Below are 16,645 nucleotides of genomic sequence, written 5' to 3' on the forward strand. Positions count from 1 at the left end.
GGAAGCGGGTTAAAACCCCGCGCGTCGAGGGCTCACCGGATAACGATCACGCGGAGCGTCTGGCTTCGTCGAAACGGTATTCACTACTCACACTCCGGACGGATGTCCGGCGCTCCGCGTCCCTTTCCATCCCTTCAGCGGCCCGCCGCGTGAAGCCGGCGGAGCGCGCCTTTATACGGGAGGGCGGGCGGCCCATGACCTCGTCTTCGCGTCGTCTCCGCCGAGGGCCAACTTTCGGCCCGCCGCGCGCGGTCCTAGTTTTCCAGCACTTCCTCGGCGGCGGTGATCGCCGCGTCCAGGGCGTCCTGGCCATAGGGGACGGCCGGGCTGTGGCCCCAGACGGGGCCCGGCCAGGCCGGGTCGTCGCGCCGGCGGCCAACGACATGGACGTGCAGCTGGGCGGTGACATTGCCCAGAGCCCCGACATTGAGCTTATCGACGGCCAGGCCCAGGGCCGCGCCGATCGCCCGGACCGCGGCGCCGGCCAGGACGATCTCCTCCATCAGCTGCAAGCGGTGGCCGACATCCAGCTGCTCGATCTCGGTCAGGCCGGGCTGGCGCGGAATCAGCACCAGCCACGGATAGCGGACGTCGTCCTGCAGGCGGACCTCGCACAGGGGCAGATCGGCGACCAGGTGCGAGGTCGCCACGAAGGCCGGGTCGAGAATGAAGTCAGCCACGCTTGGGAACCGCCGCCCAGTAGTCGAAGTCGAGGATCACGCCGGAGTGGTAGACGCCTTCGCCGTTCTTGTCCGGGAATTCCGCGCACGGCGCGTCCATGGTCGCCACCAGCCGCAGGCGCAGGGCGCCGACCGCGCCGAGGTCGGCCTTGTCCAGCACTTGGCTCCAGGCGAACACCGTGCCGCCGGCGAAGAAGGGCGCGACATGCCGGCCGCCGTTGATCGCCAGGATCAGGCCGGCGTTCTGCAGCCCGTTGAACGACAGCGCCTTGGCGGTCGAGATCACCACCCCGCCATAGACCAGGCGGCGGCCGGAGGGGTCCTTGGCGCGCTCGAACTGGTTGAAATGGACCTTGGCGGTGTTCTGCCACAGGCGCGTGGCCATCTGGTGCTCGGCTTCCTCGACCGCCATACCGTCGACATGGTCGATCTTCTCGCCGATCTCGTAGTCCTCGAAGGCGTGCGGCGCGCCGGCCAGGGCCCAGTCGTAGCGCGAAAAGTCGAGGCCGGGCGGAACGATCAGCCGCTCGGCGGGCACGACGGCGGCCAGCTCCGGCACATGCTGCTCGCCGACCTCGGCGTCGGGATCGCGCTTTCGCACCATGACCCAGCGGACGTAGCTCAGGACCGTCTCGCCGAACTCGTCCATCCCGGTGGTGCGCACATAGACCACGCCGGTCTTGCGATTGGAGTTCTCCTTCAGGCCGATCACCTCGGACTCGGCGCTGAGGGTCATGCCGTCGGTGATCAGCTTGTGGAACCGACCCTCCGCGTAGCCAAGATTGGCGACGGCGTTCAGGCTGATGTCGGGCACGGTCTTGCCGAACACGATGTGGAAGGCGATCAGCGGGTCGACCGCGGCGTGTCGAAAGCCGCAGGCCTTGGCGAAGGCCTCGGACGAAAACAACGCAAAACGGGTTCCGTAGAGCGCCGTATAGAGCGCCACGTCCCCGGCCGTGACCGTGCGAGGCGTGGCGTGGACCAGCTTCTGGCCCAGCTTGAAGTCCTCGAAGAAATTGCCCGGATCGGTCTTGCTGGCCACGGCTTTCATCCCCTGCGCTGCTTATCGTTGTTTCCTCATCTTTGCCGCAGTGCAGCGAAACGGGAAAGGGGGCTTGAGGCCGGGCTCCGACAGGTCTAGACCGCGCCCCGAGATTTCACTGTCCACAGCCTTGATGGAGACCCCATGGCTCGCGCGAAGATCGCCCTTATCGGCGCCGGCATGATCGGCGGCACCCTGGCCCACATCGCCGCTCGCGAAGAGCTGGGCGACGTGATCCTGTTCGACATCGCCGAAGGCACCCCGCAGGGTAAGGCGCTGGACATCGCCGAAGCCTCGGCCGTGTTCGGCAAGGACGTCGCCCTGAAGGGCGCCAACGACTACGCCGACATCGCCGGCGCCGACGTCTGCATCGTGACCGCCGGCGTGCCGCGCAAGCCGGGCATGAGCCGCGACGACCTGCTGGGCATCAACCTGAAGGTCATGAAGGCCGTCGGCGAAGGCATCAAGGCCCACGCCCCGAACGCCTTCGTCATCTGCATCACCAACCCGCTCGACGCGATGGTCTGGGCGCTGCAGCAGTTCTCGGGCCTGCCGAAGGAAAAGGTCATCGGCATGGCCGGCGTCCTCGACTCGGCGCGCTTCGCCTACTTCCTGGCCGAAGCCACCGGCGTCTCGGTCGAAGACATCCACGCCTGGACCCTGGGCGGCCACGGCGACGACATGGTCCCGATGGTCCGTCACTCGACCGTCGGCGGCCTGCCGCTGCCCGAACTGGTCAAGCAAGGCTGGCTGACCCAGGAAAAGCTGGACGCCATCGTCGAGCGCACCCGCAAGGGCGGCGGCGAGATCGTCGCTCTGCTGAAGACCGGCTCGGCCTTCTACGCCCCCGCCGAGAGCGCCATCGCCATGGCCACCTCGTACCTGAAGGACAAGAAGCGCGTCCTGCCCTGCGCCACCTACCTGACCGGCCAGTACGGCCTGAACGACCTCTATGTGGGCGTTCCGGTGGTGATCGGCGCCGGCGGCGCCGAGAAGATCGTCGAGTTCGAAACCAACGACGACGAGAAGGCGATGTTCGCCAAGTCCGTCGAGTCGGTGAAGGGCCTGATGGAAGCCTGCAAGGTCATCGACGGCTCGCTGAAGTAAGCGACTTTCGATCCAAGACTGACGAAGGGCGGCTCCTTGAGGGGCCGCCCTTTTTCTTTCCCTAGTGCGCCGCGTCGCCCGGCTCCTGGGAGATCTCCTCCAGCGTCTTGCCGACCTGCTTGGCGCCGTAGTCCTTGGCCACGTCGCCCAGCGAGAGGATGCCGCTCAGATCGCCGGCGTCGTTCAGGACGACCAGACGGCGGACCTGATGGTTGGCCATCTTGGCCGTGGCGTCGGCCAGGATGTCGTCCTCCTTCACGCTCAGCACCTCGCCGTCGGACATCACGTCCGAGACGGCGCTGTCGAAGCTGCGGCCCTCGGCGACCACGCGCAGGACGATGTCGCGGTCGGTGACCAGGCCGACGACCTTGCCGTCCTCGACCACCGGCACGACGCCGCTGTCGACCTTGGCCATGGTCTCGGCGACCTGGCGGATCGTGTCGGTGGGGCGGGCGATCGAGACCTGGCTGGTCATGGCGTCGCTGACTTTCATGGGAGACCTCGTCGGTTGAAATTCGAGGGCTAAAACCCGCCTGCACTGTCTCCCGTTCCCCTGAGAAGCGCCCTATCTAGGCGCATCGTCCAAGCGGAGCTTTCGATGTCGATCTCGATCCACCAGGCCAGCGTTCCCGTGTTCACCCAGGGGCTGAAGGGCCTGAAAGGCGTGCTGACCAAAGCCGCCGCCCACGTCGAGGCCAAGGGCTGGGATCCGGACGCGCTGCTTAAGGCGCGGCTCTATCCCGACATGTTCCCGCTGATCCGCCAGGTGCAGATCGCCACCGACTTCGCCAAGGGCTGCTGCGCGCGCCTGGCCGGCGAAGAGGTTCCAGCCTGGGACGACGTCGAAACCAGCTTCGCCGAACTGATCGCCCGCATCGACCGCGCCATCGCCTATGTCGACGGGCTGGATCCTGCGGCGTTCGAGGGCGCCGAGGATCGCGACATCACCCTAACCCGCCGCGGCGAGACCAGCGTGGTCAAGGGCCTGGCCTATGTCCAGGGGCAGGCCCAGCCGAACTTCTTCTTCCACCTCACGACCGCCTACGCGATCCTGCGCCACAACGGCGTCGAGGTCGGCAAGCGCGACTTCCTGGGGATGGCCTGATCCTTCCTCCAGCCCGACCTCCCCGGCGAATGCCGGGGTCCAGATGGAGGAGTGCTGGGGCGGGTTCCTAGGACTCAGCATTCTTCCAATCAGCCCAAGCGCCTTGGGATCTGGGTCCCGGCATTCGCCGGGAAAGTCGGATGGAGGGACGCTTTGACTCCGTGACCTTTTTCAGCCATAAGCCCCGGCTTCCGGCGCTTTATCAGCAGCGCCTCCACCGTCACGACCCCGGCCTGGTAGCCCAGGATCCATCCGGACGAGGACGGCGAGGACCCCCGTCGACGTGATCGTCCACGGGGGCTGATGGCGTTTGGAGCTTTGAGTTTCAACAGGGTTCGACATGTTCGACGGCCTTACAGAGCGACTTTCCGGCGTCTTCGAACGCCTCGGCGGTCGCGGCGTGCTGTCCGAAAAGGACATCGACGAGGCGCTGCGCGAGGTGCGCGTCGCCCTGCTCGAGGCCGACGTCGCCCTGCCGGTCGTCAAGGACTTCATCAGCAAGGCCAAGGAACTGGCGTCGGGCGAGGCGGTCATCCGCTCGGTCAAGCCGGCCGACCAGGTGGTCAAGATCGTCTATGACGGCCTCGTGGACATGCTGGGCGGCGACGTTCCGACCGGCCTGAACCTGGCGCTGAACCCGCCCAGCATCATCCTGATGGCCGGCCTGCAGGGCTCGGGCAAGACGACGACGACCGGCAAGCTGGCCCTGCGCCTGTCCAAGACCGAGCGCAAGAAGGTGCTGGTCGCCTCGCTCGACACCCGCCGCCCGGCCGCCATGGAGCAGCTCGCTTTGCTGGCTCAGCAGGTCGGGGTCGAGAGCCTGCCGATCGTCGCCGGCCAGAGCGCCGTCGACATCGCCAAGCGCGCCGTCTCGGCGGCCAAGCTGGGCGGCTACGACGTCCTGATCCTCGACACCGCCGGCCGCACCACGCTGGACGAGGCGATGATGAACGAGGCGGCGGAAGTCGCCCGCATCGCCAATCCGTCGGAAACGATCCTTGTCGCCGACAGCTTGACCGGTCAGGACGCCGTGCGCACGGCCAAGGCGTTCCACGAGCGCCTGCCGCTGACCGGCCTGATCCTCACGCGCGCCGACGGCGACGGCCGGGGCGGCGCTGCGCTATCGATGCGCCATGTCACCGGCCTGCCGATCAAGTTCCTCGGCGCCGGCGAGAAGATCGACCAGCTGGACGTGTTCGACGCCCGCCGCGTCGCCGGCCGGATCCTGGGCCAGGGCGACGTCGTGGCCCTGGTCGAGAAGGCCGCGGCCGACCTCGACCACGCCGAGGCCGAGCGCATGGCCAAGAAGCTGGCCAAGGGCAAGTTCGACCTCGACGACCTGTCGGCGCAGCTGAAGCAGATGCAGAAGCTGGGCGGCATGGAGGGCATCATGGGCCTGCTGCCCGGCGTCCAGAAGGTCAAGAAGCAGATCTCGGAGAGCGGGATCGACGACAGCATCTTCCGTCGCCAGCAGGCGATCATCAGCTCGATGACCAAGGAAGAGCGCAAGAAGCCCGACATCCTGGCCGCCTCACGCAAGCGCCGCATCGCGGCCGGCGCCGGGGTCGACGTGGCCGAGGTCAATCGCCTGCTCAAGCAGCACCGCCAGATGGCCGACATGTTCAAGGCCATGTCCAAGGACGGCGGCAAGGGCCTGGCCCGCATGGCCCAGATGATGGGCGGCGGCGACATGGCGCGCCTCAAGAACCTGGGCGGCGGCAAGATGCCGGCGTCCGATCCCAATGCAGCGGGGGGCCAAGGCCTCTCGGGGCTGCCCGGCCTGCCGGGTCTCGGGGGCGGCGGCGACGCCAAGCCCAATCCTCTCTCCGGCCTGGGCCTGCCCGGCTTCAACCCGTTCAAGAAATAGAACTTTAGACCAAGGACTACCTCAAATGCTGAAGATCCGTCTCGCCCGTGGCGGCGCCAAGAAGCGTCCGTACTACTCGATCGTCGTCGCTGACAGCCACTCGCCGCGCGATGGCCGCTTCATCGAGAAGGTCGGCACCTACAACCCGCTCCTCAAGAAGGACGACGCCAACCGCGTCACCCTGAAGGTCGAGTCGATCCAGGAATGGCTCAAGAAGGGCGCCCAACCGACTGACCGCGTCGCGCGCTTCCTGGCCGCCCAAGGTCTGACCACCTGGACCGCCGGTAACAACCCGCAAAAGGGCGCCCCGGGCAAGAAGGCGCAAGAGCGTCTGGCCGAACGCGCTCAGCGTGAAGAAGAGCGCAAGCAAGCCGAAGCCGACGCCAAGGCCGCCGCTGAAGCCGCCGCCGCCGAAGCCGCCGCGGCTCCGGCCGAGGAAGCCCCGGCCGCCGAAGCTCCGGCTGAAGAAGCCGCCGAAGGCTAAGGGTTCCAGCGCCGCCGATCCTTGCGGGTCGGCGGCGCGACTCTGTCCGGACCATGGCCGCCCAAATGGCTGAGAAGCCCGACGATCCGCTGATCCTGGTCGGCCGCGTGGCCGGCGGCTTTGGCGTGCGCGGCGAGGTGCGGATCTCGACCTACACCGAAGACCCGATGAGCATCGCGGCCTTCAAGAGCCTGAAGCGCCAGGACGGCTCGCCCGCCCTGACCATCGCTTCGGCCCGCAAGACCAAGGACGGCGTGGTTTGCCGCTGTCCGGGTGTCGAGACCAAGGAAGCCGCCGACGCCCTGCGCGGTCTCCGCCTCTACGTCCCGCGGTCGGCCTTGCCCGAGCCGGACGAGGACGAGTTCTACCTGACCGATCTCGTGGGCCTGGCCGTCCGCCATATCCAGACCGACGTCCTCTTGGGCCGCGTGAAGAGCGTCCAGAACTTTGGCGCCGGTGATATTCTCGAGATCGCGCCGGACCTGGGCGGTCCGACCTGGTATCTGCCGTTCACGCGGGCGGCGGTCCCCGAGGTCAAGATCGGCGAAGGTCTGATCCTGGCCGATCCCCCCGCCTTGGTGGGCGAGCAGGAAGGTCCTTCCGAAGAGGACTAGAAGGAGCGCGTGGTGACCTCTGACGGAAAGTGGCGGGTCACCGCCTCGCGACACATCCACAAGGATCGCTGGATCAGCGTCCGCGCCGATGACTGCGTCACCGACGAAGGCGCGGTGGTCGCGCCCTACTACGTGCTGGAATATCGCGACTGGGTTGAGGTCGTGGCGCTCGACGCCGAGAACAACGTGCTGCTGGTCAGGCAGTACCGCCACGGCATGGGCGACTTCTCCGTCGAACTGCCGGCCGGCAACATGGACCCTGGCGAGACCGATCCCGTCGAGGCCGCACGCCGCGAGCTGCTGGAAGAAGCCGGCTGCGCGGGCGTCCTGACCTTGGTGGGCGAGAGCCGGGCCAACGCCGCCAGTCACGCCAACCGCACCCACATCATCCTGGCGCGCGATGTCGTCCGGGTCGCCGACCCCCAGGATGATCCTGGGGAGCGTATCGAGAGCTTCTGGGTCTCGCTCGCCGAGGCCGTTCGCATGATGCTGGCCGGCGACCTCACCAACGGCATGCAGGCCGCGGCGCTGATCCGCGGCCTCGCCGCCGCCGGCGTGGCGCGTGTCGAGGCGCTCTGAGACTTACTTCCGCACCCGCATCAGGCACTCTTGCGCCACCGAGGCCAGCAGCTTGCCGTCCTTGCTGAACATCTGGCCGCGCACCAAGCCGCGGCCTTGCGAGGCGCTGGGGCTGTCCTGGGCGAACAGGGTCCAGTCGTTGAAGTCGAACGGGTGGTGGAACCACATCGCGTGATCGAGGCTGGCGCCTTGCAGGCCCGGCGTGGTCCAGATCAGACCGTGCGGACGCAGGGCGCTTTCCATGAACGCCATGTCCGAGGCATAGGCGAGGGCGGCCTGCTGCATCTTGATGTCGTCGCCCAGCGGGGCCTTGGCGCGCATCCAGACGTTCTTGGTCCCGGACTTTTGAACGGGGGTGACCGGGTTCTGGGGATCTTCCCAGCGCACGTCGACGGGACGAGGCTTCCTGGCGTGAGCCAGCATCTTGGGATGGATCTGGTCGCCCAGGCTTTCAAGGAACTCGACCTCGGTCATAAGGGTCTCAGGATCGGGCGCGTTCGGCATTTCCGACTGATGCTCGAAGCCCTCTTCCGGCGTCTGGAACGAGGCGGCCAGGTTGAAGATCTGCTCGCCGTGCTGGATGGCGGCGACGCGGCGGGTCGTGAAGGTGCCCCCGTCACGAGCCCGCTCGACGTCGTAGAGCACGGGCGCGTTCACATCGCCTGGGCGGATGAAATAGGCGTGCAGCGAGTGGCACACGCGCTCCGGCACGGTGCGGTAGGCGGCCAGCAGCGCCTGGGCGATGACCAGGCCGCCGAAGATGCGCGGGAACCCGTCGTTGGGGCTGGTCCCTCGGAACAGGTTCACCTCGATCGGTTCGAGGTCGAGGATGTCGGCGAGGGTCTCGGTCGTCTGCATGGCGCAGTGCGATAGGCGCAGGCGGGCGCCGCCGCAAGTCGTCTCCTTGCGTCAGGCCGTCGCGGCGCCCATCGTGAGGCGATGTCCCGTTCCCCGCCCGTCGTCCATCACCCCGCCTTCCGCGCCGAAATGCCAGCGGGGCACCGGTTTCCGATGGACAAATTCTCACGGCTGGCCAGCGTGCTGGACGCGGAGGGCGTTCCGGGTCCCGAAGGCTTCGCGCGGCCAGAGCCGATCGACGCCGAGACCCTCCGGCTGGCGCATACCGAGGCCTATGTCCGGGGCGTGATCGAACTTTCCTTGCCGGCCGACGTCGCGCGCCGGATCGGCCTGCCGAACACCGAGAGCGTCGCCACCCGGGCGCGGGCCGCGACCGGCGGCACCTTGCTGGCCGCGCGCCTGGCGCTGGAGCATGGCATCGCCTGCAACACCGCCGGCGGCAGCCATCACGCCTCGGCCGAAAGCGGCGCGGGCTTCTGCGTGTTCAACGACGTGGCGGTGGCGGCGCGGCGGTTGCAGGCGGAAGGCGCGGTCAGCCAGGTGCTGGTTGTCGATCTGGACGTCCACCAGGGCGATGGCACGGCGCGGATCTTCGAGGGCGACGCCAGCGTCTTCACCTTCTCGATGCACGCCGAGAAAAACTTCCCGCATCGCAAGGCCGCGAGCGATCTCGACATCGAGCTCGCCGACGGGACGGGCGACGAAGCCTATCTGGGAAAGCTGGGAGAGATCCTGCCGGCGCTGCTGTCCAGCGTCCGGCCGGATATCGTCTTCTTCAACGCCGGGGTTGATCCCCACGCGGACGACAAGCTGGGCCGACTGTCGCTGACCGACGAGGGCCTGGCGCGACGGGAGGCCCTTGTCCTGGGCGCTTGTCTTGGTCTTGAGATCCCCGTGGTCGGGGTCATCGGCGGCGGCTACGACGCGGATATCGGTCGTCTGGCGGCCCGCCACGCCATCCTGCATCGGACGGCCAAGTCTCTGTATTCTCGGTAGTCTCTAGTCTTGTCTCCGCTCGCCATCTCCGTCGGGGCGGCTCGGATTGCGCGGCCCGACGGAGGTTAAGCGGCGATCACTTACAGGCTCGAAGCGAGCGAGCCGGCGATGATGACGAGCGGCAGAGCCGCCAGGATGAGCGAAGCGAGGCCGGACACGGCAGTGGTCTTCATGGTCATGGTCTTGATCCCTTTTTTGATCCGGCCGCCCCTTCGGCGTCCGGTGATCAGGGATATAGGCGCGGACCTTGGTTACTGCACGTTACCTTTGCTTCATTACGTCGATTTTAAGGACGTTATCGCGATCAAATCGCATTAACTGGGTGTAATTTTACGTGATCGGCAGGCATCAGAACAAAATCTCACCGATTCCCAGTCCTTCGCCCACTTCTTCCGCCACGCGAAGGGCCGGCCGCACGCCGCGCAGATCTTGGAGGGCAGGTCGCCTTTGGCGACGGCCTTCCCGCCCCTGCGCGAAGGCTTCACGCGCCGTCCTCGCTGGGGGCGACCAGGAAGAGGCCACGCAAGGTGGCGATCGGTGCGGAGCGGGTTTCCTGCCAGGCCTCGACATGGACGTTGGCGATCCGGCGGCCCAGCTTCTTGATGCTGGCGCGGGCGTAGGTCGTGAGCGGGCGCCCCGAGCGCAGGTACTCGATCGACACATCGATCGTGCGCGGCTGGCGCTTCATCGGCGCGGCGGCCGACAGCTGCGCCAGGGCGGTCATCTCCATGAAGGCCCCCAGAACGCCGCCATGGATGGCCGGCAGCATCGGATTGCCGACGATGTGCTGGGCGAAGGGCAGGATCGCCGTCATCTCGTCCCCGGCCAGTTCGGCGCGTACGCCCAGGAAGCGGGCGTAGGGGATCGACTCCAGCATGGAGACCAGGCGGCTGTCGGCGTCGCTCATCAGTCCACCGCTCCGGTCTTGGCGCGCGGTTCGCGCGACGGCTTGAGGTTGGCGCCCGGCTTCTTGCCCGCGCTGGAGTCGAGCATGAAAGTGGCCTGGGCGGTGGCCACGGGGTCCTCCGGATCGCGGTCGTAGGCGACGGCGCGCACGAAGGCGACCGAACGGGTCAGCTTGTAGCAATGGGCGCGGGCCAGGATGTCCAGGCCGGGCTCGGCCGGCCGCATGTAGTCGATGCGCAGGTCCAGGGTCGCGATCGAGGTCCAGGCCTCCAGCGCGGCATGCACCGCCTGGCCGCTGGCGTGGTCCAGCAGGGTGGTGACCACCCCGCCCGCGATCACCCCGGTCTCCGGGTCGCCGACGATCTCCGGGCGATAGGGGACCTTGAGGATCGCCGTGGCGTCGCCAATCTCCAAGGTGGAGAAGCCTAGGGCCCGCGCCTGTGGGCTGCCCTCGTTCATCGCCGTGGCGATCAAGCGGCTCTGTTCATTATCGCTCATGCCGTCTCCCTCGATGGGATAGGCTTAGCCCCTTAGGCGTTGTCATATCCAGCCGTGATCAAGCCCGAAGATCTTCTCTGTCCCCGGCCTGGAGGCCTCTACTGCCCGCCGGGGGACTTCTATATCGATCCGGTCCGTCCCGTGGACCGGGCGGTGATCACCCATGGCCACTCCGACCACGCCCGCGCAGGCCATGGCGTCGCCGTCGCCACGCCAGAGACCCTGGCGATCATGGCCGCCCGCTATGGCGAGGACTTCGCCGGGCAGCGCGAAGCGCTGGCCTACGGCCAGACCTATGCCCGAGATGGCGTCGAGGTGACCCTGGTTCCGGCCGGCCATGTCCTCGGTTCGGCCCAGGCGGTTGTGCGCTGGAGGGGCCTGACCATGGTGGTCTCAGGCGACTACAAACGCCGCCGCGACCCGACGTGCGCCCGCTTCGAGCCGGTTCCGTGCGACGTCTTCATCACAGAGGCGACGTTCGGCCTGCCGGTCTTCCGCCATCCTGACGACGCCGGCGAGATCCGCAGTCTCCTGGCTTCAGTCGAGCAGTTTCCCCAGCGCTGTCACATCGTCGGCGCCTATGCGCTGGGCAAGGCGCAGCGGGTGATCCGACTGCTGCGCGAGGGCGGGTGGGACAGGACGATCTACGTGCATGGCGCCCTGGAGCGGCTGAACGCGCTCTACGAGGCGCATGGCGTCGCGCTGGGACCGCTCGCGCCCGCCACGGCGTCGGGACCCAAGGAGGCGTTCGCGGGCCAGATCGTCATCGCCCCGCCCAGCGCGGTCGCCGACCGCTGGTCGCGCCGCTTCCCCGACCCGGTCGACTGCTTCGCCTCGGGCTGGATGCGGGTGCGGGCCCGCGCCCGCCAGCGTGGCGTCGAGCTGCCGCTGATCCTGTCCGACCACGCCGACTGGGACGAACTGACCGGCACGCTGTCGGAGCTGCGACCCGGCGAGGTCTGGATCACCCACGGCCGCGAGGAGGCGCTAGAGCGCTGGTGCGAGCTGGAAGGCCTGCCGGCCCGCGCCCTGCGGCTGGTCGGCTACGACGAGGAAGAGGGCGAATAGCCCTCGGGCGGCGCGCCGATGTAACGCGCCCTTGGCCGGATCAGGCGGCCGCTCTGAAGTTGCTCGATGGCGTGGGCGGTCCAGCCGGCGCTTCGCGCGGTGGCGAACAGGATGAAGGACGCGTCGGCCGGCAGCTTCAGCTTGCGCGCCAGGCTGACCAGGGCGAAGTCGATATTGGGCGAGAGACCCGTGGCCGCCTCGGTCGCCGCGCGCAGCTCGGCCAGCAGCGGGGGCGGATCGAACGCCGCCAGCAGCGCCGCCGCGCGCGGATCGCCGTCGGGATAGAGCGGGTGATCGAAGCCGGGCATGGAGGCGCCCCGCGAAAGGCGCGCGGCGACGGCGTGGGCGGGATCGCGGCGCTCGGCCTCCTCGACGAAGGCCTCGACCCGCGCGGCCATGCCCCCGTGCAAGGGCCCGGACAGCGCCGACAATCCGGCTAGGCACGCCGCCGACAACGAAGCGCCCGTCGAAGCCGCCACGCGCGCGGCGAAGGTCGAGGCGTTCAGTTCGTGATCGGCCAGCAGCACCAGGGCGCGCCGGACGAGGTCGGCGCCGCTGGCGTCCAGATTCCAGGCGGTGGCGAACCGGACATGGGCCGCGCCTTCGCCGGTCTGGCCGGCCGCTGCGTCCACGACCGCCTCCAGGAGGTCGGCGGCCTCCATCGCCAGCGCCAGCGGCGCGCGGCCTCGCGCCGGCGGCTCCTGCCCCGCCCGAGCGGCCAGGGTCAGGAACAGGCGCTGGCGCGCGGTCTCCGCCTCGGGCGGCGGCGCCCGGCGCGAGGCTTTGAGGGCCGCGCCATGACCGCCGCGCAGGAGCCGGCCGACATTCTCCAACGTCAGGCCCTGATCGGCGAGCTGGACGGCGTCGCGGCCGCGATACCAGAGCTTTCCGCCGGCGACGGTGGTGATCGCGGACGGCAGGACAGGCTCGCCCCAGGCGATGGCCTCGGCGGCGACGTCGGCCGCCCGTCGACCGCGCGCCTTCTTCTGGGCCAGGGCGGCGACGTCCGAGGCGCGATAGAGGCTGCGGCGAGGATCGCTCGGATGGGCGGTCGCTTCGATCCGGCCCCGGCTGACATAGGCGTAGAGAGTCTGCGGGCGGATCCCCAGTCGCTCGAGTACCGTCTCCGCATCCATCCAATCGGCCATATAGATTGATTATATTGATCAAGATTGACGATCAAGTCTTGAGGGCGCTCCTTTCGCCGCGAAAGGAGACCGCACATGTCCGATGGTCTTGAGGGCGTTGTCGCCGCCCACACTGTCCTGTCCGATGTCGACGGCGCTCGTGGGCGCCTGGTGATCCGTGGCTACGCGGTCGAGGATCTGTCGGGCCGCACGCGCTACGAAGACGCCGCCCACCTGCTGTTCGACGGCTTCTTCGAGGACGCGCCCAGCGATCTGGCGCCATCCCTGGGCCAAGCCCGGGTTTGCGCCTTCGCGGAGGTCGCCGCGCTGGACGAGGGCCTGGCGCGCCGCGATCCGGTCGAGGCCATGCGCGGCCTGCTGGCGCGGCTGCCCGACGGTGACGACCTCGCCACCGCCCTGCTGCTGATCGCCGCCCCCGCCGTGTTCACCCCCGCCGTGCTGCGCGTCGCCGCCGGCCAGAGCGCCGTCGCGCCGGACCCTTCCCTGTCCCACGCCGCCGACATCCTGCGGATGACGCGCGGCGCGCCGGCGTCGGACGCCGAGGCCGCGGCGCTGGACGCCTACCTCGTCACCGTCTGCGATCACGGCCTGAACGCCTCGACCTTCGCCGCCCGTGTCGTGGCCTCCACCCGCGCCGGCCTGACCTCGGCGGTGCTCGCTGGCCTCTCGGCTTTGAAGGGGCCGCTCCACGGCGGCGCGCCGGGTCCGGTGATCGAGATGCTGGACGCGATCGGAACGCCGGCCAATGCTCGTCCTTGGTTGGAGCAGGCCCTGGCGCGTGGCGACCGGCTGATGGGCTTCGGACACCGCATCTACCGCGTCCGCGACCCCCGCGCCGACGCGCTGAAGACGGCCGTGCGCAAGCTGGCCTCGGCGTCCAGCGCCCTGCCCGGACGGCTGGCCTTCGCCGAGGCGGTCGAGCGAGCGGCGCTGGAGATCCTGCGCGAGCACAAACCCGACCGGCCGCTGGACACCAATGTCGAGTTCTACACCGCGCTGCTGCTGGAGGCCCTGGGCCTGCCGCCGGCCAGCTTCACCTGCGTCTTCGCCATGGGCCGCGTCGCCGGGTGGATCGCCCATGCGCGCGAGCAGTTGGCGGGCGGACGCCTGATCCGGCCGCAGTCGGTCTATGTCGGCCCAGAGCCGCGCATCGCCGCCTGAAGCGTCGCGAGTCGTTCGCGCTGGGGCTTGGCGGGCCGCCTTGCTAAAAGGCGGCCATGTCGCCCTCCGCCGCCTCTCCCGAAGTCCGCGCCGCCACCCGTCGGGTCGCCTTGTTGTCGGTGGCGACGGCGTCGATCCTGATCGTGGTCAAGGCGATCGCCTGGGTCGCCAGCGGCTCGGTGGCGATCCTGGCCTCGCTGTCGGACTCCGCGCTCGACCTCGTGGCCTCGCTGATCACGGTCTACGCCGTGCGCTACGCGGCCGAGCCGCCGGACGCCGAGCATCGTTTCGGGCATGGCAAGGCCGAGGCTTTCTCCAGCCTGATGCAAGGCGGCCTGGTCTTCGCCTCGGGTGCGCTGATCGGACGCGAGGCGATCAACGTCCTGCTGCATCCGCGCCCGGTCGAGCACGGCCTGGCCGGCGTCGTGGTGATGCTGATCTCGATCGGCCTGACCCTGGCCCTGATCACCGCCCAGACCCGCGTCGTGAAGGCCAGCGGCTCGATCGCCATTTCCGGGGACCGCGCGCACTACGCGGCCGATCTCGCGTCGAACGCGGTCGCCCTGATCGGGGTCGGCGCGGCCGCGTGGCTGGGCCTGCCCTGGCTGGACGCCGCCGCCGGCCTGCTGGTGGCGCTGTGGCTCATCTGGGGCGCGGTCGGCGTGTTCCGCGAGGCCTCGGCCCAGCTAATGGACCAGGAGCTGCCCGAGGTGGAGCGCACCCGCATCGTCCAGCTGGCCACGGTCGACCCCCGTGTCCTGGGCGTCCACCAGTTGCGCACCCGCGCCTCGGGGCCCTATGTCCACATGCAGATGCACGCCGACCTGGCCGCCGATATCTCGCTGGCCGAGGCCCACACGATCATGGTCGCCGCCGAGAACCGCCTGCTGGAAGCCTTCCCGTCGGCCGACATCATCATCCACCCCGACCCTCGCGGCCTCGCTGAAAAGCACGGCGGCGTCTTCGCCGAGAGCGTCGAGGGTTGAGTTTTCGGGGCGGGGCGGTACGGAACTCCGCATGAACGACGCCCTCGCCCATCTGCCCCGCGCCTTCGCCGGCAAGACCGTGCTGGTCCTCGGCGACGTGATGTTGGACCGCTTTGTCTACGGCGCGGTCGACCGCATCTCGCCCGAGGCGCCGGTGCCGGTGATCGCGGTCGAGAAGGAAACCGCCATGCTGGGCGGGGCGGGCAATGTCGCGCGCAACGTCGCGGCGCTGGGCGCCAAGGCGGTTCTGGTCGGCCTGGTGGGGCAGGACGAGGCCGGCGCGGCCTTGCGCGGCATGATCGACGCCGAGGCGGGCCTGGAGGCCGAACTGATCCTCGACGCCGGCCGTCGCACGATCGAGAAGGTCCGCTATATCTCCGGCTCGCACCAGATGCTGCGCGTCGATCGCGAGGACCGCGCGCCGGGCGACGCCGGGGCGCTGCTGGCGGCCTTCACGGCCCGGTTGGCCGCCGCCGACGTCGTGGTGCTGTCGGACTACGCCAAGGGTGTGCTGACCGACGCGGTGGTTCGCGAGGCGATCGCCGCCGCCCGAGCCGCCGGCAAGCCCGTCGTGGTCGACCCCAAGAGCCGCGACTTCGCCCGCTATGACGGGGCGACCCTGATCAAGCCCAATCGCAAGGAAGCCGCCGAGGCGACGGGGATCCTCGACAACAGCGATGAGGCTTCCGAAGAGGCCGGCGCGGCCATCCTGGCCATGGCCCCGGCGCTGCAAGCCGCCCTGATCACGCGCGGTGGCGCGGGCATGACGCTCTCCGTGCGCGGCGAAGCGCCCGTCCACTTGCCAGCGACGGCGGTGGAGGTGTTCGACGTCTCGGGCGCCGGCGACACCGTGGCCGCCACCCTGGCCCTGGCCGTCGCGGCCGGCGCCAGCCTCGTCGAGGCCGCGCACCTGGCCAACCTCGCCGGCGGTCTGGTCGTCGCTAAGCTGGGCACCGACGTCGTCACCGCCGCCGAACTGACGGCGCGGGCGGGTTCCCAGCAGGGCGAGCCGGGCGAGATCAAGATCGCGGACATCGCCCAGGCCCGCGACATCGTCGAGGGCTGGCGGGCGCGGGGCCTGAAGGTCGGCTTCACAAACGGCTGCTTCGACCTGCTGCATCCCGGTCACGTCTCATTGCTGTCCCAGGCCAAGGCCGCCTGCGATCGGCTGATCGTGGGTCTCAACACCGACGCCTCGGTCTCCAAGCTCAAGGGGCCGACCCGGCCGGTGCAGAAGGAGCAGGGCCGCGCCACCGTGCTGGCTTCGCTGTCGTCGGTGGACCTCGTCGTGCTGTTCGACGAGGATACGCCGCTGGCGCTGATCAAGGCGTTCAAGCCCGACGTGCTGGTCAAGGGCGCGGACTATACGGTCGAAACCGTGGTTGGCTCGGATGTCGTGCTGGGCTATGGCGGCAAGGTCTTGCTCGCCGAACTCAAGCAAGGCCAGAGCACCACGGCCTTGATCGGACGCATGAACGCGCAGGCCTGAGCGAAATCGCTGTGCAAAAGCCTGGATTTCCTGAGTAATCGCGGTTCGGCAATCTCT

The 16,645-nt window shown here is 68.9% G+C and carries 20 protein-coding genes and 2 pseudogenes; 11 read left to right on the plus strand and 11 right to left on the minus strand.

Annotated elements, in window-relative coordinates; all coding sequences use genetic code 11:
- Positions 1–24 precede the first annotated feature (24 nt).
- From DI526_RS06490 to DI526_RS06505, 4 genes and pseudogenes are all read right to left on the minus strand, one after another.
- Positions 25–91 (minus strand): annotated as a pseudogene (locus DI526_RS06490) (hypothetical protein); the annotation flags it as partial.
- A pseudogene (locus DI526_RS06495) lies at positions 91–159 on the minus strand (hypothetical protein); the annotation flags it as partial. The pseudogenes DI526_RS06495 and DI526_RS06490, both read right to left, overlap by 1 nt.
- A gap of 95 nt (positions 160–254) precedes the next feature.
- Positions 255–680 (minus strand): HIT domain-containing protein, encoded by a 426-nt coding sequence (locus tag DI526_RS06500; protein WP_304275616.1) that lies wholly within the window; start codon positions 678–680, stop codon positions 255–257.
- A complete protein-coding gene (locus DI526_RS06505) occupies positions 673–1,731 on the minus strand; it encodes a MaoC family dehydratase (RefSeq protein WP_304275619.1) in 1,059 nt (352 codons plus the stop codon). Before DI526_RS06505 ends, DI526_RS06500 begins: the two co-directional genes overlap by 8 nt.
- Positions 1,732–1,866: 135 nt before the next feature.
- Between DI526_RS06505 and mdh the strand changes: the two genes are divergently transcribed.
- Positions 1,867–2,829, plus strand: a complete 963-nt coding sequence (gene mdh, locus DI526_RS06510; protein WP_304275621.1) for a malate dehydrogenase — start codon at positions 1,867–1,869, stop codon at positions 2,827–2,829.
- A 61-nt stretch (positions 2,830–2,890) separates the two neighbouring features.
- On the opposite strand, the gene DI526_RS06515 is transcribed toward mdh, so the two are convergent.
- On the minus strand, positions 2,891–3,322 hold the full coding sequence (locus DI526_RS06515) for a CBS domain-containing protein (protein WP_304275624.1): 432 nt from the start codon (positions 3,320–3,322) through the stop codon (positions 2,891–2,893).
- Between the two features lie 105 nt (positions 3,323–3,427).
- Between DI526_RS06515 and DI526_RS06520 the strand changes: the two genes are divergently transcribed.
- From DI526_RS06520 to DI526_RS06540, 5 genes are all read left to right on the plus strand, one after another.
- Positions 3,428–3,934, plus strand: coding sequence for a DUF1993 family protein (locus DI526_RS06520; RefSeq protein WP_304275627.1), 507 nt, complete (start codon positions 3,428–3,430; stop codon positions 3,932–3,934).
- 340 nt (positions 3,935–4,274) lie between these two features.
- Positions 4,275–5,801 (plus strand): signal recognition particle protein, encoded by a 1,527-nt coding sequence (gene ffh, locus DI526_RS06525; protein ID WP_304275628.1) that lies wholly within the window; start codon positions 4,275–4,277, stop codon positions 5,799–5,801.
- Positions 5,802–5,826: 25 nt separating this feature from the next.
- Positions 5,827–6,285, plus strand: coding sequence for a 30S ribosomal protein S16 (gene rpsP, locus DI526_RS06530; protein ID WP_304275631.1), 459 nt, complete (start codon positions 5,827–5,829; stop codon positions 6,283–6,285).
- A gap of 65 nt (positions 6,286–6,350) precedes the next feature.
- On the plus strand, positions 6,351–6,899 hold the full coding sequence (gene rimM / locus DI526_RS06535; protein WP_304275634.1) for a ribosome maturation factor RimM: 549 nt from the start codon (positions 6,351–6,353) through the stop codon (positions 6,897–6,899).
- Positions 6,900–6,911: 12 nt separating this feature from the next.
- Positions 6,912–7,478, plus strand: a complete 567-nt coding sequence (locus DI526_RS06540; RefSeq protein ID WP_304275636.1) for an NUDIX hydrolase — start codon at positions 6,912–6,914, stop codon at positions 7,476–7,478.
- Between the two features lie 3 nt (positions 7,479–7,481).
- On the opposite strand, the gene DI526_RS06545 is transcribed toward DI526_RS06540, so the two are convergent.
- Positions 7,482–8,336 (minus strand): acyl-CoA thioesterase II, encoded by an 855-nt coding sequence (locus DI526_RS06545; RefSeq protein WP_304275638.1) that lies wholly within the window; start codon positions 8,334–8,336, stop codon positions 7,482–7,484.
- An 81-nt stretch (positions 8,337–8,417) separates the two neighbouring features.
- Here DI526_RS06545 and DI526_RS06550 point away from each other — a divergent pair, with 81 nt between their 5' ends.
- Positions 8,418–9,332 carry a histone deacetylase gene (locus tag DI526_RS06550; RefSeq protein WP_304275640.1) on the plus strand — a complete coding sequence of 305 codons (915 nt, stop codon included), beginning with the start codon at positions 8,418–8,420 and terminating at the stop codon, positions 9,330–9,332.
- Between the two features lie 80 nt (positions 9,333–9,412).
- Here DI526_RS06550 and DI526_RS06555 read toward each other — a convergent pair whose 3' ends face one another.
- The 4 genes from DI526_RS06555 to DI526_RS06570 all read right to left on the minus strand — a co-directional run bounded on the left by DI526_RS06555 (position 9,413) and on the right by DI526_RS06570 (position 10,736).
- The gene (locus tag DI526_RS06555; RefSeq protein WP_304275642.1) at positions 9,413–9,511 is read right to left on the minus strand and encodes a hypothetical protein; all 99 of its coding nucleotides are present in this window, start codon (positions 9,509–9,511) and stop codon (positions 9,413–9,415) included.
- 135 nt (positions 9,512–9,646) lie between these two features.
- Positions 9,647–9,817 (minus strand): DUF2256 domain-containing protein, encoded by a 171-nt coding sequence (locus DI526_RS06560; protein ID WP_304275644.1) that lies wholly within the window; start codon positions 9,815–9,817, stop codon positions 9,647–9,649.
- Positions 9,814–10,239, minus strand: a complete 426-nt coding sequence (locus DI526_RS06565) for a PaaI family thioesterase (protein ID WP_299014977.1) — start codon at positions 10,237–10,239, stop codon at positions 9,814–9,816. The genes DI526_RS06560 and DI526_RS06565 overlap by 4 nt, the downstream gene beginning before the upstream one ends.
- On the minus strand, positions 10,239–10,736 hold the full coding sequence (locus DI526_RS06570) for a PaaI family thioesterase (RefSeq protein WP_304275653.1): 498 nt from the start codon (positions 10,734–10,736) through the stop codon (positions 10,239–10,241). Before DI526_RS06570 ends, DI526_RS06565 begins: the two co-directional genes overlap by 1 nt.
- A gap of 39 nt (positions 10,737–10,775) precedes the next feature.
- Here DI526_RS06570 and DI526_RS06575 point away from each other — a divergent pair, with 39 nt between their 5' ends.
- Complete coding sequence (locus tag DI526_RS06575) at positions 10,776–11,804, plus strand: ligase-associated DNA damage response exonuclease (protein ID WP_304275656.1); 1,029 nt, start codon at positions 10,776–10,778, stop codon at positions 11,802–11,804.
- On the opposite strand, the gene DI526_RS06580 is transcribed toward DI526_RS06575, so the two are convergent.
- The gene (locus tag DI526_RS06580; RefSeq protein ID WP_304275658.1) at positions 11,780–12,952 is read right to left on the minus strand and encodes a citrate/2-methylcitrate synthase; all 1,173 of its coding nucleotides are present in this window, start codon (positions 12,950–12,952) and stop codon (positions 11,780–11,782) included. The two genes, DI526_RS06575 and DI526_RS06580, sit on opposite strands and share 25 nt — an antisense overlap.
- Positions 12,953–13,027: 75 nt before the next feature.
- Here DI526_RS06580 and DI526_RS06585 point away from each other — a divergent pair, with 75 nt between their 5' ends.
- Genes DI526_RS06585 through rfaE1 form a run of 3 tightly spaced genes read left to right on the plus strand, consistent with a single transcriptional unit; the run spans position 13,028 to position 16,588 of the window.
- Positions 13,028–14,113 (plus strand): citrate synthase/methylcitrate synthase, encoded by a 1,086-nt coding sequence (locus tag DI526_RS06585; protein ID WP_304275661.1) that lies wholly within the window; start codon positions 13,028–13,030, stop codon positions 14,111–14,113.
- A gap of 56 nt (positions 14,114–14,169) precedes the next feature.
- Positions 14,170–15,099 carry a cation diffusion facilitator family transporter gene (locus DI526_RS06590; RefSeq protein ID WP_304275663.1) on the plus strand — a complete coding sequence of 310 codons (930 nt, stop codon included), beginning with the start codon at positions 14,170–14,172 and terminating at the stop codon, positions 15,097–15,099.
- A gap of 31 nt (positions 15,100–15,130) precedes the next feature.
- Positions 15,131–16,588: a D-glycero-beta-D-manno-heptose-7-phosphate kinase gene (rfaE1, locus tag DI526_RS06595; RefSeq protein ID WP_304275666.1), complete on the plus strand. Its 1,458-nt coding sequence runs from the start codon at positions 15,131–15,133 to the stop codon at positions 16,586–16,588.
- The last annotated feature ends 57 nt before the right edge of the window (positions 16,589–16,645 follow it).

Origin of the sequence: Caulobacter segnis (genome assembly GCF_003243465.1) — a bacterium.
In the GTDB taxonomy this organism is placed as follows: domain Bacteria; phylum Pseudomonadota; class Alphaproteobacteria; order Caulobacterales; family Caulobacteraceae; genus Caulobacter; species Caulobacter segnis_A.